A 24,068-nucleotide genomic window follows, 5' to 3' on the forward strand; every position below is an offset into this window, starting at 1 on the left:
CACACCTCGCGCGCTCTTCGAATGCCGTCACACCACCGTCGATGCTCCCTCCATGTAGCACGCCAGCGAGTGCGCCCGCAGGAGAAGTATCAAGCGACAAGCTTACCTACCGCGTTGCGGTGCATCCAGGCGTGAATTGCCAGCCACGCAATCCCGATTACCGGCAACAGGAGAGCCCAGAAGCCAACGCTTCTGTAAGCGAGAGCACCGGCGACGGCGCCGAGCGCGAATGCCGCAATTGCTGGAAGCATTTTGGCAATTCGCGTTCGTGCAGCAGTCTTGATGTCCGCCGCAACGCGTGGCGAACACAGGTCTAGCGCGTCGAGAATGACCTGCGTCACATTGCCGGTCATGACGGTGTTCGGCACACCAGGGCGGGCAACAAGACGGCTGTGGGCGTTCTGGACACCCATCGCGGTCGCGCCGATCATCCCACACACGACCACCGCCCAATTTTCCGGATTGAACCCGGGTTCGAGCCTGACACCTGCAAAGCAGAACGCCAGCAGCAGAAGCGCCTGCACGGCGTAAAGCATGCACGCGCCGCGCATCGGCGTCTCGGGGTTTGCGCCGCGAATGATGAAGCTGCTCAGCGCCACCCCCAGGATAAAAGCAGGAAACGCCATCAATTTAAGGAACACGCCCTGCCCATACCCGGCGATGCCGCCCCCAATGAGCACGAAGTTCCCCGTCACGTGCGCGGTGAACAGCCCGAACAGCGCGACAAAGCTGAGAGTGTCGACATAACCAGCAGTCGCAGAGAGCAAATTATCGTCATTCATTGCTCACCCTACTGGGAAGCGTTAGCGAGGATTGGCCTCTCGGATATTGACACTCCTTGGGTCGTGACGCTGCTCTATTTCGCCGCCGCGTGAATTTCCGCGACGTATCCGCCTGGGAACTGGACGATTGCCGATTCTCTGCGCTCCGACGTGAAAGGCTGCACGAGAACCGAAACACCAGCGGCCTGAGCCTTCTTCATGGTGTCATCGAAGTCCTTCACTTCATACCCGGTCATCTCGTGCCCATACGGATACGGCAGATGGCCATCGGTCACGAAAACGGTCATATTCCCGAACCCCGACGTCAGTCGAACGCGCCGGAAGGTATCGTTCGCCCGACCGATTTCAACGCCGGGCGCGCTGTGATTGTCGGAGACGACCTTACCGTGCGAGAACGCGAGCCAGTTCCTGATGAGTGCGTCCGCACGTCCCGGCGAGACGTACACCCGGTTCTCCGGAACGGTCTCGAGCGCCTCGTAGTTCGGTGCCTGCGTATGCCAGTAGAGCTGCATGGGCACGCCGCCCGGCCACGAGATGACTGCATCACGCCCAATCGGGTCCGAAAAAGTATCGACCACGACATCAGCGCCATGAGCCTTCGCCGATTTCATTGCACCGTCCATGTCCGTGACGAGATAGCCGGTACGCTCGTCACCGAACGGATGCGGAATCGGTGTCTTGAAGCCGAACACCGAAATCGTACCCACCGGCGTGAAGACCAGTTGGGACATCGTCTGGCTCGGTGTCGGCGTCACCTGGAAGACGCCTTGCTGCGATTTGTGGCCGCCAAACGTGGCGACGACGCTGTCCGTGAACTTGTCGAAGTCCTCCGGCGCCACGTACACGTGAGTGGTGTCGTACTGCGGCCCGACCGAGAAAGACGCCGACTGCGGCGCCCCGATGTCGGCCTTTCCGAAAGAAGTCGACGGTGCACTTGCAACCAGACCGAGTGCAAGAGCAATGGCGACACCGAGGGATTGAAAGTTGCGCATGATAGTGAGTTTCCTGTCTTTCTTTTTAGACGCGGGGGCGTCGCTCACCGCTGGCGAGATAGGTGACCATCACGAAGGCGGCAACCAACCCCAGGTGCTCAAAAAAACTGTTCAACGCAATGAAGCGCGCCACACCTTCCAGACTCCAGAAGTTGTTCGCCACGAGCATCGCGACCACCGTCAATGCAGCCAGCGCTCCCGCTCCGAGCCAGGTGAACCTGTTGAAGATGACGCACAGGGAGCCGGCAATCTCCACGAGGATGGCCAAGGTCGCCCAGAGCCACCCGGGATGCAGACCGAAGTGCACCTGCTCGGCGACAGCGGCGTCGAAATGCATCAGCTTGGCGACGCCGCCAATGAGGTACGCTGAGACGAGACAGATGCGGACCAATGGCATGACCCAGGGTTGACGCAGTAGTACCGCTACCCAGGAGGGACTGTCCGCCACTGGCCCTCTCCCTAGACCGCCCAGCACGCGCATCCCAGCGCTCCCCAAAAGCCCTTGTAGTCCGATGCCGGCGCATTGCCGAGCCACGCGCGTTGATGGTCGTGACCGTGTACGCCGCACGAGCGCGCGCAGCCACACGCCGTGGACGCCACCTGCTGCAACGGCGCGCCGCCCGCGCCGCCCTGCTTCCACGCGGCAAACCCGCCATACTTTCGGACCGGTGACCAGTCGGGCATGGCGGGCGGCGGCGGACTGTCGTCCAGCGAGGCGAATTCGCCAGCCGCATACACCACCTTGCCACCCACGACCGTCAGCAAGGACGAGGCCGCAGCGATATCGTCCTCGGCGCAGGCAAAGTAGTCGCGGTCCGGAACGATGACGTCCGCAAACTGACCCACTGCAACCTGCCCTTTCTTGCCGACTTCATTCGAGAACCAGGTGACCTTCTCGGTCCACATGCGCAGGGCCGTCTCACGGTCCAGACAGTTGCGCTGCGGATAGATGCGCAGGCCGCCGACCGTCTTGCCGGTCACCAACCAGGCGAGGGAGACCCATGGGTTGTAGGACGCAACTCGAGTCGCGTCGGTCCCCGCCGAAGTGTGTATCCCCTTCTCGAGCATTCGCGCAACAGGAGGCGTGCCCTCAGCAGCTTTCTCACCATATCGCTCGACGAAATACTCGCCCTGGTACGCCATGCGATGCTGGACCGCAATGCCCCCGCCGAGAGCGGCGATGCGGTCCATCGACTTCTCCGTGATGGTTTCCGCGTGGTCGAAGAACCAGTTCAGGCCGGCAAGGGGTGTATCGCGATTCACCTTCTCGAACACGTCGAGCGCACGACTGATGGTCTCGTCGTATGTTGCATGCATGCGCCACGGCCAGCGATTCTCCACGAGCACGCGGATGACGCCTTCGAGTTCGCCCTCCATTTCCGGAGGCATGTCCGGACGCGCCACCCTGAAGTCCTCGAAGTCCGCCGCGGAGAACGTGAGCATCTCGCCTGCGCCGTTGTGCCGGAAGTAGTCGTTCCCGTCCTTATACTTCGACGTCTTCGTCCAGTTCAGAAAGTCTTCCTTCTCACCCTTGGGCTTTTGAGTGAACAGGTTGTAGGCTAGCCTGATGGTCAGCAGTCCCTCCGCGTCAAGCTTCTGGACGACCTCGTAGTCCTCGGGGAAGTTCTGGAAACCACCGCCGGCATCAATGGCTCCGGTGACGCCCAGTCTATTCAGCTCGCGCATGAAATGCCGCGTCGAGTTCAGCTGATATTCGAGCGGAAGCTTGGGCCCCTTCGCCAACGTCGCATAGAGGATGGCCGCGTTCGGCTTCGCGAGGAGCAACCCGGTCGGATTGCCCGCGCTATCGCGAACGATCTCGCCTCCAGGGGGCTCAGGCGTGTCCTTCGTGTAGCCCACCACGCGCAGCGCCGCGGCGTTCAGCAGCGCTCGGTCGTAAAGGTGCAGCATGAAAACCGGCGTATCTGGCGCGGCCGCGTTCAGTTCCTCGATGGTCGGCAAGCGACGCTCGTCGAACTGATGCTCGGTGAACCCGCCGACGACGCGAACCCATTGAGGCGGCGGAGTCATTGCAACCTGCGCCTTGAGCATCTCCATGGCAGTCGCCAGTGAGCGCACACCATCCCACCGAAGCTCCATGTTGAAATTCAACCCGCCACGGATGATGTGGAGATGGTTGTCGATCAACCCAGGAAGAGCCAAGCGTCCCTTCAGGTCGACCGTGCGCGTGCTATCGGACTTGAGCGGACTTATCTCGCTGTCGCTGCCGACGGCAATGAATTTACCGTCCTTGATGGCAACCGCAGTGACAGTCGGCTTCGATTTATCTAACGTGGTGAACCGGCCATTAAGAAGAATCAAGTCCGGCGCCTGTTGGTGAGATGTCATGACCGCTTCTCCTCAGACGATACGCCCGCCATGGGCCGAGGTGCTCCGGAGTTCCGGCCAGGCAAAGACCCAAATAGGTGTTGATTGCAATGCTCCTCCTTCCAGGCCACACGCAAGTTGGCTCCGGAAAGCATCTTTTTTGCAACCGGGAAAATCTGTTCGCCCGCGAGTATGCCTAAAAGGCCCACGAGAGCGACGATAGGAGGCGCCGGTGACGGCACGCCAATCAAGCTATAGACCACGCCTACCAAGATGCCAGCCAGCAGCGAAAGCACATACGCTTTCATCGACCAACCCTCCTCCAGTATGCCGTGCGCAATCACTCGCGACGACGATCACGAAGCCGAAAACAGGAAGCACCTCTTCACGTATTCGGCGAACCGGCTTCGAAAAGTGTCGCCCCACCTTGCAACGATTGATGACGTGGCATCAAAGGACGCGCTCCGGCACGATGTAGACAATCTTCCGAGCATTGCACAGGATGATAAAGACAAGACGAGAAACCCGCTATCGAAGAACGACGAGTCTTGCGCTTTCCTCGCAGCTTATGACTTTCCATCTCCAAAGAAAAGCATCCTGTCGGTATCGAACACATACATAAAACCCTGATATCGCCATCAACAGCTTCACATCCATGCAATGTGGACTATGCTTGTTTTGGACCACGAGACGGCATCGCTCATTTCTCACTAATGCAGCGAGAGGCGCGTCGTTATTGACTTCATTCGAGCAACGCAAGTGGCTCTTCTGGCGCTCAAATCTGGCGCGACGTTTTGTTAGAACCTGAACGGATGGCATCATGAGCAAACAGAAACTGGAAGTACTTACTCCGGCCAACAGCCAAATCATCTTCATCGACCAACAGCCTCAGATGGCCTTTGGCGTACAGTCAATCGACCGGCAAGTATTGAAGAACAATGTCGTCGGACTGGCGAAGGCGGCAAAGACCTTTAATATCCCGACGACGATCACCACGGTCGAGAGCGAAAGCTTCTCCGGCTTCACGTACCCTGAACTGCTCGACGTGTTCCCGGACCAGCCCACTCTCGAGCGAACCTCGATGAACTCGTGGGACGACCAGAAGGTCCGCGACGCGCTCAAGAAAAACGGCCGGAACAAGGTCGTCGTCGCCGGCCTGTGGACGGAGGTTTGCAACACGACGTTCGCGCTCTGCGCGATGCTCGAAGGCGGCTACGAAATTTACATGGTCGAAGACGCCTCGGGTGGCACGTCGCAGCACGGGCATGACTATGCGATGCAGCGTATGATCCAGGCCGGCGTCGTGCCCGTGACGTGGCAACAGGTGATGCTCGAATGGCAACGTGACTGGGCTCGCAAAGAAACCTATGACGACGTGATGAAAATCGTGAGGGAACATTCTGGCGGATACGGGATGGGCGTCGATTACGCCTACACCATGGTTCATAAGGCACCCCAGCGCACCAAAACGAAACACGAGTCTCTCGCCGCGGTCCCGGCGAAGACCTGACGGGGCGGCGCATCTTGAGCTGAAATGCGAGGCTCGCAGCCGGAATGATCATTCCGGCGCGGGCTGTTCAGCGCAAGGTCCGTGGCTACGAGCTGAATGCGAAATAGATCGCGATAGCCATCGAGCGCGCTGATACGCGAGTCCGAGGAATTCTATTCCGATGAAACCTTATATTCTCTCGCTCCTCGGTGGCATTCTCGCCGGCGCGATATACAGCCTGATTCGAGTACGCTCGCCGGCACCGCCATTGGTGGCCCTCGTGGGATTGCTGGGGATGGTTCTCGGGGCACAGATCATTCCGACCGGACGCCAGCTTCTAGCGAGCGCCGCGCTGCCGTTTGCAAAAACAGAGGTAATGCAGACGCACACTTCGCATTCGCCTTCTTCGAATAACGCTAGACTGATTTCGCGCACGCCCGCCAACGTCTCACCGAATTGAATCCAGCAGCCTTGCGTCGACGATGCGGGCAAGCCGGTGAAGCGTTGCGCATGTTTGGAAATCAGCATCGGCTTGAAACTGTCGTTGCGATCGCGCGGAATATCCACTCGTAGCGGACGATCAATCAGCTTGACGGCAAAAGCGGCAAGGCCGTGGCACGTTCAGGCTGTGGCCAATTCGCACCCGGCAGTGTCATCGACAAAACCGTGTTCGCGTCCCAGCCGCTCAAGCCGAGACGCCCAGTCACTTACTGCGCAACCGTCGTGAATATCCTCGAGTTCAATCAACAAGTCGATCAATGGCCTCGACCGGACATCGACCCCCGACGCTGCGAGGGCTTGAAGCAAAGGGCTGTCGGGATAGTTTTGAAAGTACGATATGCCTAGCTGATCCAGTGCCGGATGGTAGTACTCCTCCCGAATCAGGCAGCCAATCGCACACTTGCGTCCCTGGTACCCGCGCAAACAGCATGATCCGGCTTCATCTTCTGACACCGCCTGCTGCGCGAGCATATGGCAGCGTACGCGTTCGAATACTGCGCAATCGTCCAACATGGCACTCACCCTTCAATCAAGGCATCTCGCGTTGCAATATCGAACTCGCGCGCAATCGAGCGCAACCGGTCATTCCATTCCCACACGCCGAACGCGTCATGTACGTTTTGCAGGCAACTCAGCAGTCGCACTGTGCGGGCGTCGTCGATGTCGATGCGTGCCCGGCGAAGCGCCTTTCTAAGCGCCATAACTCCGGTACTCATCCATGCGGGAATCTCATCGCCTAGCTTGCCGATATAGCGCACCGGCACGCCTTCCATCGCCGTGGTGTAGTCCCGTAGCGAAATGAAGCCCCCAATCGGGCAACCACCGCATGCACCGCGATATGCCCCTCCACCGCCGGGGAGTAACGCCGAGCGACGTTGCGAATTCAGGTGAGCGACCGCGAAGTCGAAGATCTCCTGGTGTGAGCGAAACACTGCGCGTTTCATTTGAGGCTCCTTGAGAGCGGGGGATCGGCCACGTGCATCACGTGTACGGCGTTTCACCGTCGTGCGCCGTTTGCGCGCCTCGTGACACGTAAACAACCGAACCACGATTCCTATTCCAGACCGCTGCACCAGAATGCAGCCGGCGCCACGCATCGCGCATTTCACCAAGGGTGAGTGCCGATTTCTGGAATGTTTCCGGTTTCGCGGGACAGGCGGTACGCGGTGTCGCTTGCCTATCCGCAATCAGGGACGATTCCTGGTCCGGAGATCGTCGCGGGGCAGCGCAAGGGCTGGGGCCCAATCCTTACTCGCCGCGGGAAGCCGGTGCGGGCCGCCAGCATGGTCGGCGGGCGAACGTTCGTTGCATGAAGGGGGAGCGGATGGTCGAATGTCCATCCGATGCCGCAGGAAAATGCCGCGACTGGCCGCAGCCGGTAGGCCGCTCATCTTTCTCCGTCTGTGCCATGCGTCATGCCCCAGCCCGCAATACGGCGATGTTGCCGTGCGGACCGACCAATCTTCAACTAGCTAACTGAATGCAATGAGGTTCGTCGATCGTGCCGAGCAAGGTCAACCCCAGCCAGGCTCAAAGTGTTTGCAATAGTCGCTGCAAAGGCTTGCCTGCCGATGAGCTTCCGTGAGTGCCCCGGGCTACGAAATCAGCATTATTTTCCGATCCTTACTTTCTCCTACCACCCCTACACCAGGAGATACGCGTACGCGCTTCCCCCGTCTAACAACTGCCATTCCGCCAGTTCCACTGGTGAAATTCGACACGTGCCCACACTATAAGTCTCGCAAACGTTTGACCACTTTGCTTGCAATGGTCGCCGCGCCGATGAGCTTCAGTGAGACTGCCCCGGTCTACGAAGTCAGCATTATTTTCCGATCCTTGCTTTCGCTTCTCAGCCCACACCAGGATATACGCGTACGCCCTTCCCCCTTTTTTCAACTGGCAGTCCGGCAGCTCCACGGTGATATTCGACACCGTGCCCGACGCGACAAGCCTCGCAAACGTTTAACCACTTTTAACTACTTACTCCGAACTATCGGCAGCGGCAGGCCGCGCGTGATAGATCGAAAAGAAATTCGATGCGAATCGTTAAAGATTCTTTTTTGGTCGCCGTTAGAGCACTCACCGGCCCTCCCGCCTCGGAGTCCGAAGCGACCGCTGTTTCCTGGACGACAAAGGCATGGGATAGGGCTGGCCACACCGGGTCCCGGTCCTTCCCGGGCCAGTCCGCCTATCCGTTTTCGGGGAATTAAATGAGTAAATTTCTTAAAGCATTCGTTCGTGACGAGCGTGGCGTCAGCGCCATGGAATACGCCATTCTGGCGGGGATCATCGTCGTCGCATTGACGGCGGTTGGCACCACCTTCAAAGACAGCATGACCGGCATATTCGATAACTTGATCAACAAAATCAACGCAGCAGGCGGTAAGACCAGCTGATGGATCGTGCCGGAGGTCTGGGCCCTCGGGGTCCGGATCTCGTTCGACCTACGCTGTCTCCACACCGAGTCCATCGTGCACGTTCTATCTCTCGTCATTCGTCTCACCGTGCTAGGTGCACTACTCTGGCTCGCGATCGTCGACATTCGTTCACGGCGCCTGCCGACCCGCATCGTGCTGGCAATCGGTGTGCTGTTTTTCGTAGACGCGGCAATGATTCGCCTGACCCTCGACCAGGTGATCGTCCACCTCGCGTTGGCACTCGGCGTCTTCGCGGTTTGCGCGGCGTTGTTCGCAGCCAGGATGCTGGGCGGCGGTGACGCAAAACTTGCCTCGGTCATCTTCCTGTGGGTCGGCGCGAGTCTCGCGCTACCGGCCCTGACCTTGATTTCAATGATCGGGACGGTAGTGTCCCTGATCAGTCTTGCCACGCGAAACATGAATTCGGATCAGCGTTCGCGGCCGCTGCGGGCATTGGCGATGTTTTCGGGAGCGCGCGGCGTCCCTTACGGCGTAGCGCTCGCGTTTGGCGGCGGTGTGGCAATTGTGCTGCCCGCCGTGCTGCCTCTGATTCTGAAGTGATAGGACGTCGGCCCCATGTCAAGCGTCATTAAATTCGCCGTGCTCATCGCCGGGGCACTCATGATCGCCCTGATCGTGCGGGTGGTCATCGCGAGCGGTTCGCATCAGTCGAAACCGGTTGTCCAGACGCAAAAAGTGTTGGTCAGCGCCGCCGACCTGCCGCAAGGCCTGCTGCTGCGCGACGAGGACCTCGGCTGGAAGGCCGTGCCAGTCGCGAACGTGCCGCCCGGCGCCATCATCTCCGGCGCGCCCGACGCCCTCGAACTGAAGGGCGCACTGCTGCGCCATGCGGCCGCCAGCGGCACGGTACTCGTGGCCGAAGACGTGATCCTGCCAAGCGCACCCGGTTTTCTCGCGGCGACCCTCAAGCCCGAAATGCGCGCCGTCTCGGTGGCGGTCGACGACGTGTCCGGCAACGCCGGTCTGATCCAGCCGGGCGATTACGTGGATCTGCTGCTGACGCAGCAAATGGATCGCCGTACCGATTCCCCCGACCTCGCGGTGTCGAGCGAAACGGTCGTCGAACACGTGCGGGTCCTCGCCGTCGGGTCGGAAATCAAGCGGCCCAAGAACGGCGACGCGCCCGATGTCCTCGGCAACCGTGCCCGCACGGTCACGCTGGAAGTCACGCCCCGCATGGGTGAAGTCGTGTCCGTCGCGGCACGCCTGGGCAGCCTGTCGCTCGCGTTGCGCAGTTTCGCGACCGCCTCGCGCGACCCTGCGGCATCGACGCCGGCGTCCGCCGCGCAGCCCGCGCCGGTTTGGGCCGGCGACATCTCGCGTGCCGTGCGCGAACTGCCGCGCACGCGCGCGGTCCAGGTCGCCGCCGCTGCGCCAGCACCTGTGATGGCGCGGCCGGTCACGATCTATAGAGGCTCCGAAAAATCGGAAGCGACAGCCGGGACGACGACGGCAAGCGACGGCGCGCCGCCGCTGCCTTCGATGCCCCCGGCGCGCTAATGCCGTTCAAGCCGCTTGCCCGGTCCATACCCCTGGATAGAGAAAGTCAAATGCAGTTCAGTCCGATTCGCAAAGCAACATGGGTGATGACGTGGGCAGTGTTCTCCGCCGCACCGGCTCTCGCAACTTCCCCAAAGGCGATCGAGGCGCCCGTCGTTTCGTCGCCCCACGCGGTCATCAGGGCTGACTCGGTAACGACCGCGAGCCCGTCGGACGCGACATCGGCGCCCCTGAACATCGCCGCGGGCAAAGGCACGCTGATCCGCTTGAGCCAGAACGCCGGCTCGGTTTTCGTGGCCGACCCGACGGTCGCGGACGTGCACGTCCCCTCGCCGATGGCCGTGTTCGTGCTCGGCAAGAAGACCGGTACGACGACCCTCTACGTGCTGGGCGCGAACAACAAGACGCTGGTGCAGCGCACGGTGGTGGTCGGGCGAGACATGGACGGCCTGCGTAGCATGATCGCCGCTCGCTTTCCCAACATGAAAGTCCAGCTGAGCACGGGCCAAGGCTCGTTGCAGATTGCTGGCGACGCGCCCAATCCGACCGACGCCGATGCCGTGGTCCAGGCCGTCACGCCCTATCTGGCGGACAAGGAAGTGCTGATCAACCGCATGACGATCGATCGCCCGCTACAGGTTCAGTTGCGCGTGCGTATCACAGAGGTGGACCGCAACGTCACGCAGCAGCTTGGCATCAACTGGCAGGCGATGGGCAATGCGGTGGGCAATTTCTACGGCGGCATCTTCAGCGGGCGGCCGATTTACAACCTGTCCCAACCGATCGTGGGCGCCAATGGACAAACGACCTTTCCGGTCAATCTTCCGAGCAACAACGCGTTCTCGTTGTTCGGCCAATTCAAGACCAACAACGTCAACATCCAGGCGCTCGTCGATGCGTTGAACCAGGAGGGCCTGCTGACCGTTCTCGCGGAGCCGAATCTCGTGGCGTTGTCCGGGCAGACGGCCAGCTTCCTTGCCGGTGGCGAATTCCCGATTCCGGTGTCGCAAACCAATGGCGCCATCTCCGTCGAGTTCAAGCAGTTCGGCGTCAAGCTCGACTTCACGCCCACCGTGCTGAACGACCGCCGCATCAGTCTGAAGGTGCGCCCCGAGGTGAGCCAGATCGACACGTCGGTGAGCGTGACGACCGGCGGCATCACGGTGCCGGGCCTGAGCGTGCGCCGCGCGGATACCACCGTCGAACTGGGAAGCGGTCAGAGCTTCGCGATCGGCGGCCTGTTGCAAAGCAATACCACCGACATCATTTCGCAGGTACCAGGCGTGGGTTCGATTCCAATCCTCGGCAAGCTGTTCTCGTCGACGAACTATCAGAACAACAAAACCGAGCTGGTGATCATGGTGACGCCGTACCTGGTCGAGCCGACCGATCCGTCGAGACTACGCACGCCGCTGGAATCGCTGATGTCGCCGAGCAGCGACATCGAATACAGCTACGGCCAGCAGCCCGGCGACGCACCTTCCGCGTCCAGCCAACCGCGTCTTGTCGGCGCGGCCGGATACGTCTATTGAGCCGCTTATCGAGCCTGACATCATGAAAACGCTTCGTCTTCTCACGCTCCTGCTTGCCTGCGTCGTTGCGGCAAGTGTCAGCGGCTGCTTCAAGCCGCCGATCGGCATGCCCGATCAGTCGACGATCGGCTTCGACGGCCACACCGCGTTGCCGCCCGATTGCGCGAGCCTCGCGCGTCCCTCGCTATTGACGGACGCGGGCTGGCGTCGTCCGAGCATGGAATGGGGATGCGCGACCTACACCAATCTCGCGGCGCAGGTCGCCAATCCGCAAGACCTCGTCAAGCCGCAGCCGCTCGGCCCGGCCGATGCCGCGGTCGCGGCAAGCGGGGTGCATCGCTATGAGACCGGCCATGTGATTCCACTCGACAACGGCACGTCACGCAATTCCAAATGACGCGAGCCACACACACCGAAGAACGCCATGGGCACGATTGAGTTCAGTTTCACGAAAAGCAGCGCGGGCACCCGGCTCGCCGAGTTCATTGCGTTCGTCAACGACCGCAAGACCGAGCAGGTGCTCAAGAGTTTCGTGCTCGATCAGGCGATGCCTCACACGCACGTCGCGATTGGCGGCGTCAATGACGCGATCGCCTATCTGTCGAAGATCGAGCGCTCGCCGCAATTCCTGCTGATCGATCTGCACGACTCGGTGATGCCGCTTTCGGACCTCGGCCGGCTGGCGGAAGTGTGCGAGCCGTCGGTTCAGGTCATCGCGCTCGGCGAGCGCAACGATGTCGGCCTGTTCCGCAGCCTGCTGAAGATCGGCGTGCGTGACTATCTGGTCAAACCGCTCACGGTCGAATTGCTCAAGCGCACCGTGAACGTTGCCGAGGGCAAGGTCAGTCCCGTGATGCTGGCCCGCTCCGGCAAGACGATCGCGTTCGCGGGAACCCGCGGCGGCGTGGGCACGACCACGATCGCGCTCAACGTGGCCCGCCATCTGGCCGAGGACACCCACCGCCGGGTGGCCTACGTCGACCTGAACCTGAACGGCGGCGCGGCGAACAGCATGCTCGGCATCAAGAGCAACAACGGCTTGAGCGACGTGCTGCAAAACGTGCATCGGCTGGATCCGCAGTATGTGGAGCGCACGCTGGTCGCTAAAGGCGCGCGGCTCTTCGTGCTGTCCGCCGAACTCGACTATGGCAGCGCGCGGCCGTTCAAGAGCGGCGCGCTCGGGCGCGTGCTCGAATTGCTCTGCGACAGCTTCCACTATGTGATTCTCGACGTCGGCAGCATGACCGATCCGCTGGCGAGCGACGCGTTCGATTTCGCGTCACGCGTCTATCTGGTCTCCGAACGCTCGGTGCACTCGACCCGCGAGACGATCCGGCGGCTGCGTTTTATCGAGGACCGCGACAACAATCCGCCCACCTCGCTGCTGCTGAACAACGCCAACGCGGCGAGCGCCGGCAAGGTCGAGGCGGCCGATTTCACCTCGGCGGTCGGACGGCCGCCGTTGTACGAGATTCAATTCGAGTCCAAGGCGATCTCGATTGCGGAGAATCTTGGCGAGCCGCCGGTTGAAAAGGCGTCGAACGGCTTCAACCAGAGCATCACGCGAATCGGACATGACCTCACGGGTCAGCCCGCGGCCGCTGAACGCAACTTCTTGCGGAAGCTCAAGTTCAGGAGAAGCTGATGTTCGGGCAAAAGCAGGTTCGCGCGATAGCGACGACCGACGACGTCACCGTCGAGGACAACATCGCGGCGCCGGAACCGGAGCCGGCCCCCGCGGCTCCCGTGAACGGCCCGGAAGGCAACGAGACGCTGGTCCGCTCGGAACTGTTCAAGACCATCCGGACCGGCGTGTTCAGCCTGATGAACGCGTCCGCCGCGGTGGGCCGCACGCGTGAGCAGATGAAGGTCGGCGTCGAGCAGCTCGTGATGGAAATCGCCGAGCGCGAGCACCTGAACATCACGATTGCGGAGCAGGCGCAAATCGTCGGCGAATTGCTGAACGACATGTTCGGGCTCGGGCCGATCCAACCATTGCTGGCCGACGAGACCATTACCGACGTGCTCGTCAACGGACCCGACCAGGTCTACGTCGAACGCCACGGCCGGCTCGAACTCACGCCGTTCAAGTTCCGCGACAACGCGCACGTCATCAATGTGGCGCAGCGGATCGCGGCCGGCGTGGGCCGGCGCGTCGACGAAAGCAGCCCGATGGTCGATGCGCGCCTGGCCGACGGCAGCCGGGTCAACGTCGTGCTGCCGCCGCTCGCGATTCACGGCGCGACCATCTCGATCCGGAAGTTCTCGAAGCGCAACATCACGCTTCACAGAATGGCGCAGCAAGGCAACATGTCGCAGTCAATGGCGAATCTGCTCAAGCTCGCCAGCACCTGCCGACTCAACATCATCGTGTCGGGCGGCACGGGCTCCGGCAAGACCACGTTGCTCAACGCGCTGTCGCATTTCATCGGGCTCGGCGAGCGGACCATCACCATCGAGGACGCCGCCGAACTGCAACTCGTGCAGCCGCACGTCGTCAGCCTGGAGACGCGCCCCGAGAATGCTGAAGGACTGGGCGGCGTCGCGCAGCGCGATCTCGTGCGCAACGCGCTGCGGATGCGGCCCGACCGGATCATCCTCGGTGAAACGCGCGGCCCCGAAGCCTTCGATGTGTTGCAGGCGATGAACACGGGCCACGACGGATCGATGACCACGATCCACGCGAACACGCCGCGCGACGGCATCACGCGGCTCGAGAGCATGGTGATGATGGCGAACGGCAATCTGCCGTTGCTGTCGATTCGCCGGCAGATCGCGAGCGCGGTGCACCTGATCGTGCAGATCGAGCGGATGCGTGACGGCATGCGCCGGGTGACGCGGATCACCGAACTGGTCGGCATGGAAGGCGACGTCATCATCACCCAGGACCTGTTCACGTTTCGCTACGATCCTACGGCCTATAGCGAAGAGGTCAAGGGCGTCTACGAATCCGCGCAGGTGCGGCCGGCGTTCGCCGGGCGCGCGGCGTATTACGGGCTTGAAGAAGCGTTGCTCGAGGCGATGAGGCCATGAACCGCATCGACCTGCTCACCGCGTGCGCATTCCTCATCGTGCTGATGCTCGGCGTGATGTGGCTGACCGTGCAGGACATACGGAAAAAGCAACCGCACGCGCGGATCAGAGCGCGCATGGTGGATACGTTCTCCGCTGAGAAATTTCGCTCCAGGGACGCCAAGGCGCACACCACGGATCTGTTTGCCGTCAGCAAACGGGAGAACGTGTTCAGCCGCTGGTACGACCCGAAAGTGGCGCGCCTTCGTACCGTCGCCGGAAAGAAAGGCGTTCGCATCGCGTTCGCGGCGGGCGTGACGGGCGCGCTGCTCGCGCTTCTGATGACGCGCTTCATGCCGCTGCCCGACTTCTCCAAGCCCTTGCTCATTGTCGGCTTGCCGGTGTTCGCGGTGGTCCGCGCGTACGGCTTTCTGGTGCAGCGCTTTCGCCGCCGCTTTCTCGACGGCTTTCCTGATGTGATCGACCTGATCGTGCGCGCGGTGCGCGCGGGCGTTCCTGTGACGCAGGTCATCGGTACCGTATCGAGCGAGTGCAGCGAGCCGATCCGTGACGAGTTCAAGTTGATGAGCGACTCGCTGCAGATGGGTCTCGATCTCGAAGAAGTGCTGACCGTTGCCGTCAAGCGTATTGAAATCGCGGACTTCTCGTTCTTCTGCGTCTGTTTGCTGCTACAGCGCGAAACGGGCGGCCAGCTCGGCGAGACCCTCGAAGGACTCGCCACGATCGTGCGAACCCGCCGCGAAATTCGTCAGAAGACCAAAGCGCTGACCGGTGAAGCCCGTATCACGACCAAGATCATGGCCGCGATTCCGGCGGTGATCATGCTCTCGATGTACATGCTGAACCGAAACTATCTAATCATTCTGTTCGAGACGCCACCTGGCCAGAAGCTCCTGACGTTCGGCGCGATCTCCATGGCGTTCGGGCTGTTGGTGATCGGCAAGATGTCCAAACTGGATACGTCGAGATGAGTCCGGACAACGTCGAAACCCTCATCAATCTGCTGATGCTGTTCGCACTGTTCGCCGCGCTGGCGATCTGGTGGGCGACGAAGCACGGCGGCCGGCGCGGCCGGATTGCAGAACGTACCCGGCAGGCCGCGCTGATCCGGCGCGCGGACAGCGTGCACACGGAAGAACCCGAAAACGACAGCAGCTTCCGGCAGCGCCTGCTGCGCCGCCTCGCGATCCTCGGCGACCGCCTGCCGCTTTTCGATGCGAAATACCGGCTGAAGCTGCAAAAGGAAATGCTGCGCAGCGGCTACCGCAGCCGGGCCGCCGTCTCGATCCTGCTCGCGGTCAAATTCGCAGTCGGTCTGATTTGCGCCGCGCTGACGGTCATGCTTGGGACGCACATTCCGGTGATCGGCGCGTACCCGGCCGTGCGCGGCATGCTGATGCTGTTCGTGTTCATGGCCGGCATGATCATTCCCGAATACGTCGTGGCGTTCCGCGCATCGCAGCGTCGCAAGGCGATGGCGGCGTGTCTGCCCGACGCACTCGATCTGCTCGTGATCTGCACCAATGCCGGCAACAGTCTCGGCGTGGGCATCCGCCGCGTGGCCGACGAACTCGCGACGATCTGCCCACCGCTTGCAAGCGAATTCGCGCTGACCGCCGACGAACTGAAGCTGTCCGGCGACAGCACGCGCGCGCTTCGCGATCTGGCTGAACGCATCAACTTGCCGTCGATCCGCGCGCTCATCGCCACGCTGACTCAATCCATGCGTTACGGCACGCCGATCACGCAGGCACTGCGCACGCTGTCGCGCACGGAGCGTCTCGCGCACATCGTCTCGCTGGAAGAGAAGGCCGCCAAGCTGGCCCCGAAGATGGTCGTACCGATGATGCTGTTCATTCTTCCCGCCGTCGTCGCGATCGCGGCGGGGCCGGCTGTTATTCAACTGATGGACGCTATTGCCAAGCAATGAAAACCGCTCCCCACACCATCGCTCGATGCACCCTCTTTGCGCGGGGCACGAAGCTCCTGCGCGCCGCCCGGCACACAGGGCTGATGGCGTGCGGCATCTCGCTGCTGGCGCTCACCGCCGCCTGCACCACCACCGCGCGTGTCACCGAGGCGCGGCCGGTTATCAGGAACTCGTCGCCGAGCAACATGAGCGAGCTGCGCATCGCGGACACCGCGCTCGACTCGGGCAACCTCGAACTGGCGACCTCGCTGTACGACAAGATCGTCAAAGCCGACCCGCGTTCGGTCGAAGGCTTGACCGGTCTCGGCAATACGCTTTACGTGGTAGGCGACTTCACGCGCGCGGCGGTCTACTACGATCACGCGAGCAAGATCGACCCGGCTGCAGCCGCGCCGCTGATCGGCCTCGCACGCGTGGCCATTCATCAGCGCCGCTTCGACGACGCCATAGCCACGTATCGCCGCGTGCTCGCCGTGTCGCCGAACGACCCGCTGGCGTTGGCGGGCCTCGGCGCGGCGATCGACCTGACGGGCGATCACGCGGCCGCGCAGACCGTGCTGCGCGACGGCTTAAGAATGAATCCCGGCGATCCGATGCTCAGCGTGAATCTCGGCTTGTCGCTGATCCTCGGCGGCAATCCGCGCGAAGGGGCGAACGTGTTGCTCGACGTCACGCGTTACCCGGCCGCGCCCGCGCAAGCTCGCCAGGATCTGGCGCTCGCGTATGGCCTGCTCGGCAATACGGAAGCGGCCGCTGAAATTCTCGGGCGCGATCTGCCCAAGGCGTCGGTGCAAGACAACTTGCGCTTCTACGAAATTCAGCGCGAGCGTCTCGTGCCGCAGTCAGGGACGGCGAAAGTGGTTGCCGTGCCGGGCGTTTCGGTGCAGGCCGCGAGCCTCCGATGACGACGGCGGCCTGGCCGTGGAGGCGCGGCCCGACCGGCGCGCTGGCCGATGACAGCGGGGTTTCAGCGATCGAATTCGCGCTGCTGTCGCCGCTGGTGTTCTTCCTCGTGTTGGGCACCGTGGAACTCGCGCTCGACATGATCGTGGACGCGTCGGTGCAGATCGCGGCGCAGTCCGCTTCGCGCACGGGCTTGACCACGACGGCGCCGGCCACCGGCACGCGTGCGGCCCAGGCGCAGAGCATCGTGATGAACACGCTGGGAGGCTGGCAAAAAATCGGCGGCACGGTGACGATCACCACGGTGAATTACGGCACTTACAACAACGTGGGTACATCGAACTATCAGACCAACATGGGTGGCTTTGGCGATGTCGTCTCCTACCAGATCACGGTCACGCTGCCGAACGGCTTTACGGGTTTGCCGAGATATTTCGGCGTGCCCCTGCCGCTGACGTTCCAACGCAATTATCTGGTGCAGAACGAAAAATGACTCGCCTCCTACACAGCATGCCGCCGGTTATGCGCCGCCGTCCGCGCGCCCGCTGGCGCGCCCTTCTACGCTCCGATCGCGGCAGCGTCACGGTCGAATTCGTGATCATCGTGCCGCTGATGCTGCTGATCATGCTCGGCTTCAGCGAGATCTACATGTACATGCGCGCGGTGAGCCTCGTCGAGCATACGGCCTTCACGCTGGCTGACTCGCTGGGACAGATGTCGTCGGTCGTCAACGATCCCACCACGAGTTCGTCGAACAGTCTAGGTTCGATCTGGAGCGCCGCGAATCTGATCGCCGCACCGAACAGCTTGCAGACGAAGGGCGGCGTCTATATCACGTCGATCTGCGACCAGCAGATAGGCTGCGATCCGGCCAATCCGCCGAACCCGCCTTCGATGGCGGCGGGCACACCGCAGCAGTACTGGCAGCAGAGCGCCCCCTGGACCTTGTCGGGCATGAAGTCTAGGGAAACCGCCGGCAATCTGTTGCCGGCGACATGGCCGTTCCGCAATGGCGATTCGGCGATCGTGGTCGAGGTCTTCTACTCCTATACCCCCTTCTCGATGACCATGCCTTTCTGGACGAATGCGCCGGGCACCCAGCTCATCTATGAGCGCGTCTATGTGCGCCCCCGCATGGGCAAGCCCCTTCCACTGGTGGCCTCATGAAACGCGTTCGCGCCACGCCACGAACCGCCGCCGGCGCGGGCGCCGGCACGGTGCCGTCGCAGCCGCGCTCGCTCTCGACCTTGCTCAAGGGCGACGAAGGTGCCATTACCGTTATCTTCGCGTTGTGCGCGACCCTGATGATCGGCTCGATGTGTACCGCCATCGACACGATTCACTATGAGATGACGCAGACGCGCGTTCAGATGGCGCTCGACGTCGCCACGCTCTCATCGGGTGTCAACCTTTCGCATTACAACTCGACCACTGGCAACAATCTCACGCAATGGCAAGCCGACGCGCGCGCCTACTACAACGCGAACATGCCGTCGGGCTACATGGAATTCGCGATGCCGGACGCCCAGTTCTCGGCGAACATCAGCGGTGTGCCTTCCACTGGCCAGACCATCCAGCTCTCGGCCACGGGCTCCGCTCCGCTGCTCGCGCCGGTGATCTTTGGTACTGGCACGTCGAGCGGCGGCTCGGGGTCCGGCTCGGTCTCCGGTTCGAGCGGATCGTCGCCCGACACGGTGACGATCACGGCCAGCAACACCGCGCTGCGTTTGCCGCAAAGCCTGCTCGAATTGGTGCTGGTGCTCGACAATACCGGCTCGATGGCGGACTACGCGAGCAGCGACACAACCCAGGGCACGAAGATTCAGGGGCTGCGAACCGCGGCCACGGATCTGGTGAACGATATTCTCGGTGTGCAGAACAATAATTCCTACGTTGGACTCGTGCCGTTCACCACCATGGTGAACGTCAGCGGATCGCTGCTTGCGAGCGGCAGCTGGATGACGCCGAACTTTACTTACAACCCGAACAATGTTTCGATGACGGCGCAATCGGGTATCACCGGATCGGGATGGGGCGGTTGCGCAGTCGAGCCGCGCGACGCAGCGTCCAATCTCTATCCGAAAGCGTATGCGCCGAAAGACATACCCGGCTTCACGCCGTTCTTCTATAACGTCCCCAAGACGGGCTTCAAGGTTGTCACCTACAACAGCACCAGTGGCGGCAGCCAGAATTGCGTGGCCTCGACCCCCATCAACGTCAGCGGCGTTCCGCTGACCTTGCAGACCAACGGTTCCACGACAGCCTGCGGCATTGGAAGCGGGTCGGGCATTGCGGCTGCCTGGGGCCAGGCAACCACAAGGAAACCCAAAACGAACACCTACGATCAGAACGGCAACATCAACGGGAAAGGCAGCCCCTGCTCGATTGAGCCGGTGAAATTCCTCAGCAAGGATGCGAACGCGCTGACCACCGCGATCGGAAACATGCAGGCGGCGGGCTCCACGATCATCCCCACAGGTTTGTTGTGGGGCCGGCGCATGTTGTCGTCCGACTGGTCCAACAATGTGTCGAATGGCAATGGCTGGGTATCGACAGACAGAACGTTGCCACGCCCGGAGGCGACCCAGGGTTTGCAACGGGTTGCGATTGTCCTGACCGACGGCGAAAACGATCCGGGCAGCGCGAACGGCATCATGCCTCCCCCATCGTTCAACGGTTTGACCGGCGTCGGGAGCAGCGCGCTGCAAGCGCCGACCGTGACGCGCACGGACGGAACCGCTCTTTCCAATGGATCGACGACATCGGTTGCCGACATCAATGCATTCCAGCTCGGTGTCTGTACCGCCATGAAGAACAGCGGAATCATCATCTACGCGATCACGTTCGGCAGCGATGCGTCCAGCTCGGTCGCCCAGCAGACGATGCAAAGCTGCGCGTCGCCGGGGAACTACTACCATGCGCCGACCAACGCGACGCTCGACGCGATCTTCCAGCAGATTGCCGGCAACCTCGGAGTGCTTCGCCTGACCCAGTGACGAAGCTGGGCAGACGGTCGATCGGCTCCGGCGTGTTTGCGCGGGAAAGGGTCGGGCCGTTGCGCTCACCTGCCCGCGAGAGGGGGCGATGGCAGCTGATCAGCATTCCCTTCGTTCCCGGTCTATCCGAAACACGGGAGGCCCCAACACCGCGTCGACAGTGTCGGATTTCGCGGCATCGCTGGCGCGCGTCTGATCTCGGAGTAGTATCGCTACCAGGTGCAGGGCTAGAACGCCTGAACGCCACGCAGACGAACCTCATAGCGGTGCCGACAGTGACAAGAGCATTGATCATGTCAAGCGAATGGAAGCGCCGCGTCAGGCTGTTTATCCAGCGTTTCTGGCAGCCGACCAGCGCGTGCATGACCTGTATGCCGGGTAGTTGGGGCAACATCTTGAGCCTCGGCCACTGGGTCATCGCATTACAGACAGGTCTGCTCACCGGACTTCTGGCGGTATTTCTGACGTTCACGCCGGCGGCCAGATTCTACGGGCATCGATATGGCAATGCGCTGATTGTCGGTTTGCTGACAACGATAGGTGACGCTTACTCTCACCCTAGCCACTATCGCATCTCGTACGTGGAGCACTTCTTGACGGGTGCGATCTCCGGTCTTTTGACGTTGGCCGCGTCATATCTCTTCGAGGACCGGGCGCGACGCCTTCGCGCGGCATGGGCGCGGCTTTTCGGGTAGCAAATTGCGCCGGCGGGGGCGAACGAGCCGCTTCCATTGCGCTAACCATTCGTTGAGCCAAACCGCGCCACTGGTGGTGGCTATCGGAATTGAATCGGCGTGGCGCTGGCTGTGGCCGACCCAAGCTTATTACCTACGAATTACGCAATCTTCCTTTCCATTGCCCGACGATTGTCGGCTTGCCGATGGATGCGCAAGGCGTATTGGAATATGTTCGTTATCGCCTGGAAAGCTAGACGCACATCGCGATCGAATGTGTTTCGCCCGCGTGCCCTCTCGCGATCGCGATACTCGCCAATTTGCGACGCTTTCAACCGTAAGACGAATCGGGCAATCGCATTGCATGCAGTACGGCGAGCATTGTTTCGCCCTGTAGACCACTGCAGCACTACGCGCTTACTTTCGTAACACCCGGTGAGGATCGGCCGGATATCGTCCGCGAGAGGCCGCAAATAGCGGCGCAACGACTGGCGGCGTTCATGGCGGCAAATCAGACTTTGGAGCAGGCGAAAGAGCGGCACCTCGCGCTCGATTTTGCCGCCGCCCGCACGCTCTACGAATGCGTTCTCGCCAACCAACCCGGCGACACGAACGTGATGTTCCGCCTCGGTGTGCTCGAATACCAGCTAGGGGCCCATGATGCCTCGCTGGTCTGGCTCGACGCCGCGCTTGCTCACGCGCCGAACGACGCCCGCTGCCACCACCTGCGCGGCCTGGTACACGCCGCCGCCGGCCGTTTCTCCGGCGCAATCGCCGCATACCGCCGTGCGCTCGATCTCAACCCGCAATCGGCCGACGTGCTGTTCTCGCTGGCCACCGCATTGCAAGCGGTGACCGACCATGCCGGCGCGATCGAAGCCTACACATCCGTGCTCGCGCTCGAGCCATCGCGCGTGGATGCGTTGAGCAACCTCGGCAATTGTCATCGGCAGGTTGGGGCTATCGAGCTGGCCGAAGCCGCTTATCGACGCGCATTCGCCCTACGCGGCGACGACGAAACCGCGCTCACGAATCTGGGCACGCTGATGCAGACACGCGGTCAACTGGACGAAGCCATCGCGATGCTGCGCGACGCGGTCCATGTCGCGCCGATGTCGCCGTGCGCGTTGCTCAATCTCGGCGTCGCGCTACACCAGCGCGGCGATTTCGAGCACGCGGCGGCCTTGCTCATGCGCGTGATCGAACTCGACCCGAGCTTTCCCGAAGCCGCCTACAACCTCGCCAACGTATTCCAGTCGCTCGGCAGGCCGCGCGACGCCCTGCGCCACTATCGACGCGCGATCGAACAAGAGCCCGCTCACGCCGACGCGTACAACAATCTCGGCAACGTCTACAAGGAACTGGGCGAGACTGAAAACGCCGCGCGCTCGTTCGGGATCGCGATCCGGCTGCGGCCCGATTTCATCGCGGCCTACAACAACGCGGCCACGCTGATGCGCACGCTCGGCCGGCTCGACGACGCCGAAGCTCACTTGCGTATAGCGTTGTCGATCGACCCGCGCCACTCGGCGACCTGCAACAATCTGGGCACCGTGCTGAAGGATCAAGGATCGATCGACGAAGGCATCGACCTTTATCGGCGCGCGCTCGCACTCGATCCGTGCAACGTGGTCGCGCATAGCAACCTCGCCTACTCGTTGACGTTCCAGGCGCGAAGTCCCGCCGCGATGCTGGACGAATGCCGCCGCTGGTCCGCGCGCCACGAAGCGCCCTTGCGCAACACTCATTCGCCGCACGACAACGAGCCGTCGCCCACGCGCCGCTTGCGCATCGGCTATGTGTCGCCGGACTTCCGGGACCATTGTCAGGCGCTGTTCATGATGCCGCTTCTCGCGCACCACGATCACAGCGGCTTCGAAATCATCTGCTATGCGAGCGTCGAGCGGGAGGACGGCGTGACCCGGCGCGTTGCCAGTCATGCCGACAGTTGGCGCAACGTGCGCGAACTCAGCGACGAACGGCTCGCGCAACACATCCGCGAAGACCGGATCGACATTTTGATCGATCTGACGATGCACATGGCCGGTGGCCGGCCCCTGCTGTTCGCGCGCAAGCCCGCGCCGGTGCAGATTGCGTGGCTCGCGTATCCCGGCACGACCGGCATCGAAGCAACCGACTACCGGCTGACCGATCCGTGGCTGGACCCCCCCGGCAGCGACACGTTTTACAGCGAACGCTCTATTCGGCTGCCGGCTTCGTTCTGGTGCTACGACCCGCTGACCGATACGCCTGAGGTCAACGCATTGCCCGCGTTTTCGAACAACTACATTACGTTTGGATGCCTGAATAATCCTTGCAAGCTGAGCGATCGGACGCTGAGTCTGTGGGCACAGGTGCTGCGCATTGTCGACGATGCAAGGCTCCTGCTGATGGCGCCTGAAGGCTCGGCCCGCGCCCGACTCGAAGCGAGGCTCGAACAGCATGGCATCGCGGCGCGGCGCGTGCGCTTGGTACGGTTCCAGCCACGCGCCGATTATCTGCGCACCTATCATCAGATCGACCTCGGTCTCGACACGTTTCCGTATAACGGCCACACGACGAGTCTCGACTCGACCTGGATGGGCGTGCCCATCGTGACGCGGGTCGGCGAAACGGCGGTCGGCAGAGCCGGTCTCAGTCAGTCCATGAATTTGGGTCTCGGCGAACTGGTCACGCATAGCGACGCGGACTTTGTCGACACCGCAGTTCGACTCGCACGCGATCTGCCCCGCCTGAGCGGTTTGCGCGAGAGTTTGCGTGCGCGCCTCGTCGCGTCGCCGTTGATGGACGGCGCGCGCTTCGCCGCCGGCATCGAAGCGGTGTACCGGCAGCTATGGCGGCAATGGTGCGATACGGCGCAACGATTGGCTGTCGCGAGGTTCGGCGATGAACCTGGCGCGGTGGCGCGATCTGCCGGGGCTGAGGCTGATGCGGTCCGGTCACCAGCCGCGCCCGCGTTGCGCTGACGGA

At 62.1% G+C, this 24,068-nt stretch carries 23 protein-coding genes; 17 read left to right on the forward strand and 6 right to left on the reverse strand.

Features of this window, described 5'->3' with window-relative positions; genetic code table 11:
* Nucleotides 1-89: 89 nt before the first annotated feature.
* From PQR02_RS18360 to PQR02_RS18380, 5 genes are all read right to left on the reverse strand, one after another.
* Nucleotides 90-782: a YoaK family protein gene (locus tag PQR02_RS18360; protein ID WP_408233742.1), complete on the reverse strand. Its 693-nt coding sequence runs from the start codon at nt 780-782 to the stop codon at nt 90-92.
* A gap of 74 nt (nt 783-856) precedes the next feature.
* The gene (locus tag PQR02_RS18365; RefSeq protein WP_408233745.1) at nt 857-1,774 is read right to left on the reverse strand and encodes a glyoxalase; all 918 of its coding nucleotides are present in this window, start codon (nt 1,772-1,774) and stop codon (nt 857-859) included.
* A gap of 25 nt (nt 1,775-1,799) precedes the next feature.
* Nucleotides 1,800-2,255 carry a DoxX family protein gene (locus PQR02_RS18370; RefSeq protein ID WP_408233747.1) on the reverse strand — a complete coding sequence of 152 codons (456 nt, stop codon included), beginning with the start codon at nt 2,253-2,255 and terminating at the stop codon, nt 1,800-1,802.
* Nucleotides 2,234-4,123, reverse strand: coding sequence for an amidohydrolase (locus tag PQR02_RS18375; protein ID WP_408233750.1), 1,890 nt, complete (start codon nt 4,121-4,123; stop codon nt 2,234-2,236). Before PQR02_RS18375 ends, PQR02_RS18370 begins: the two co-directional genes overlap by 22 nt.
* Nucleotides 4,120-4,410, reverse strand: coding sequence for a XapX domain-containing protein (locus PQR02_RS18380; RefSeq protein WP_408233753.1), 291 nt, complete (start codon nt 4,408-4,410; stop codon nt 4,120-4,122). Before PQR02_RS18380 ends, PQR02_RS18375 begins: the two co-directional genes overlap by 4 nt.
* A 512-nt stretch (nt 4,411-4,922) precedes the next feature.
* Here PQR02_RS18380 and PQR02_RS18385 point away from each other — a divergent pair.
* Nucleotides 4,923-5,612, forward strand: coding sequence for a hydrolase (locus tag PQR02_RS18385; protein WP_408233756.1), 690 nt, complete (start codon nt 4,923-4,925; stop codon nt 5,610-5,612).
* 160 nt (nt 5,613-5,772) lie between these two features.
* Nucleotides 5,773-6,051: a DUF1427 family protein gene (locus PQR02_RS18390; protein ID WP_408233759.1), complete on the forward strand. Its 279-nt coding sequence runs from the start codon at nt 5,773-5,775 to the stop codon at nt 6,049-6,051.
* A gap of 559 nt (nt 6,052-6,610) precedes the next feature.
* Here the strand turns inward: PQR02_RS18390 and PQR02_RS18395 are convergent.
* A complete protein-coding gene (locus tag PQR02_RS18395; protein WP_408233762.1) occupies nt 6,611-7,036 on the reverse strand; it encodes a hypothetical protein in 426 nt (141 codons plus the stop codon).
* A gap of 1,266 nt (nt 7,037-8,302) precedes the next feature.
* On the opposite strand from PQR02_RS18395, the gene PQR02_RS18400 reads away from it, so the two are divergent.
* The 15 genes from PQR02_RS18400 to PQR02_RS18470 all read left to right on the forward strand — a co-directional run bounded on the left by PQR02_RS18400 (nt 8,303) and on the right by PQR02_RS18470 (nt 24,064).
* Complete coding sequence (locus PQR02_RS18400) at nt 8,303-8,488, forward strand: Flp family type IVb pilin (protein ID WP_408233765.1); 186 nt, start codon at nt 8,303-8,305, stop codon at nt 8,486-8,488.
* 6 nt (nt 8,489-8,494) lie between these two features.
* Nucleotides 8,495-9,070, forward strand: a complete 576-nt coding sequence (locus tag PQR02_RS18405) for an A24 family peptidase (RefSeq protein WP_408233768.1) — start codon at nt 8,495-8,497, stop codon at nt 9,068-9,070.
* 15 nt (nt 9,071-9,085) lie between these two features.
* A complete protein-coding gene (gene cpaB, locus PQR02_RS18410) occupies nt 9,086-10,030 on the forward strand; it encodes a Flp pilus assembly protein CpaB (RefSeq protein WP_408233771.1) in 945 nt (314 codons plus the stop codon).
* Nucleotides 10,031-10,080: 50 nt separating this feature from the next.
* Nucleotides 10,081-11,562: a type II and III secretion system protein family protein gene (locus PQR02_RS18415; protein WP_408233774.1), complete on the forward strand. Its 1,482-nt coding sequence runs from the start codon at nt 10,081-10,083 to the stop codon at nt 11,560-11,562.
* Nucleotides 11,563-11,584: 22 nt separating this feature from the next.
* Nucleotides 11,585-11,959: a CpaD family pilus assembly lipoprotein gene (locus tag PQR02_RS18420; RefSeq protein WP_408233777.1), complete on the forward strand. Its 375-nt coding sequence runs from the start codon at nt 11,585-11,587 to the stop codon at nt 11,957-11,959.
* A 27-nt stretch (nt 11,960-11,986) separates the two neighbouring features.
* Complete coding sequence (locus PQR02_RS18425; RefSeq protein ID WP_408233780.1) at nt 11,987-13,207, forward strand: CpaE/TadZ family protein; 1,221 nt, start codon at nt 11,987-11,989, stop codon at nt 13,205-13,207.
* Nucleotides 13,207-14,595, forward strand: coding sequence for a TadA family conjugal transfer-associated ATPase (locus PQR02_RS18430; protein WP_408233782.1), 1,389 nt, complete (start codon nt 13,207-13,209; stop codon nt 14,593-14,595). The genes PQR02_RS18425 and PQR02_RS18430 overlap by 1 nt, the downstream gene beginning before the upstream one ends.
* Nucleotides 14,592-15,566: a type II secretion system F family protein gene (locus PQR02_RS18435; protein ID WP_408233785.1), complete on the forward strand. Its 975-nt coding sequence runs from the start codon at nt 14,592-14,594 to the stop codon at nt 15,564-15,566. Before PQR02_RS18430 ends, PQR02_RS18435 begins: the two co-directional genes overlap by 4 nt.
* Nucleotides 15,563-16,525, forward strand: coding sequence for a type II secretion system F family protein (locus PQR02_RS18440; protein WP_408233787.1), 963 nt, complete (start codon nt 15,563-15,565; stop codon nt 16,523-16,525). The genes PQR02_RS18435 and PQR02_RS18440 overlap by 4 nt, the downstream gene beginning before the upstream one ends.
* Nucleotides 16,522-17,430 carry a tetratricopeptide repeat protein gene (locus PQR02_RS18445; protein WP_408233790.1) on the forward strand — a complete coding sequence of 303 codons (909 nt, stop codon included), beginning with the start codon at nt 16,522-16,524 and terminating at the stop codon, nt 17,428-17,430. Before PQR02_RS18440 ends, PQR02_RS18445 begins: the two co-directional genes overlap by 4 nt.
* Nucleotides 17,427-17,921, forward strand: coding sequence for a TadE/TadG family type IV pilus assembly protein (locus PQR02_RS18450; RefSeq protein WP_408233793.1), 495 nt, complete (start codon nt 17,427-17,429; stop codon nt 17,919-17,921). Before PQR02_RS18445 ends, PQR02_RS18450 begins: the two co-directional genes overlap by 4 nt.
* Nucleotides 17,918-18,595: a TadE/TadG family type IV pilus assembly protein gene (locus tag PQR02_RS18455; protein ID WP_408233796.1), complete on the forward strand. Its 678-nt coding sequence runs from the start codon at nt 17,918-17,920 to the stop codon at nt 18,593-18,595. Before PQR02_RS18450 ends, PQR02_RS18455 begins: the two co-directional genes overlap by 4 nt.
* On the forward strand, nt 18,592-20,424 hold the full coding sequence (locus tag PQR02_RS18460; RefSeq protein WP_408233799.1) for a pilus assembly protein TadG-related protein: 1,833 nt from the start codon (nt 18,592-18,594) through the stop codon (nt 20,422-20,424). The genes PQR02_RS18455 and PQR02_RS18460 overlap by 4 nt, the downstream gene beginning before the upstream one ends.
* Before the next feature lie 293 nt (nt 20,425-20,717).
* A complete protein-coding gene (locus PQR02_RS18465) occupies nt 20,718-21,119 on the forward strand; it encodes a hypothetical protein (RefSeq protein ID WP_408233801.1) in 402 nt (133 codons plus the stop codon).
* A gap of 431 nt (nt 21,120-21,550) precedes the next feature.
* Nucleotides 21,551-24,064: a tetratricopeptide repeat protein gene (locus tag PQR02_RS18470; protein ID WP_408233921.1), complete on the forward strand. Its 2,514-nt coding sequence runs from the start codon at nt 21,551-21,553 to the stop codon at nt 24,062-24,064.
* The last annotated feature ends 4 nt before the right edge of the window (nt 24,065-24,068 follow it).

Source organism: Paraburkholderia sediminicola, assembly GCF_046026895.1.
Classification (GTDB): Bacteria; Pseudomonadota; Gammaproteobacteria; order Burkholderiales; family Burkholderiaceae; genus Paraburkholderia; species Paraburkholderia sediminicola_C.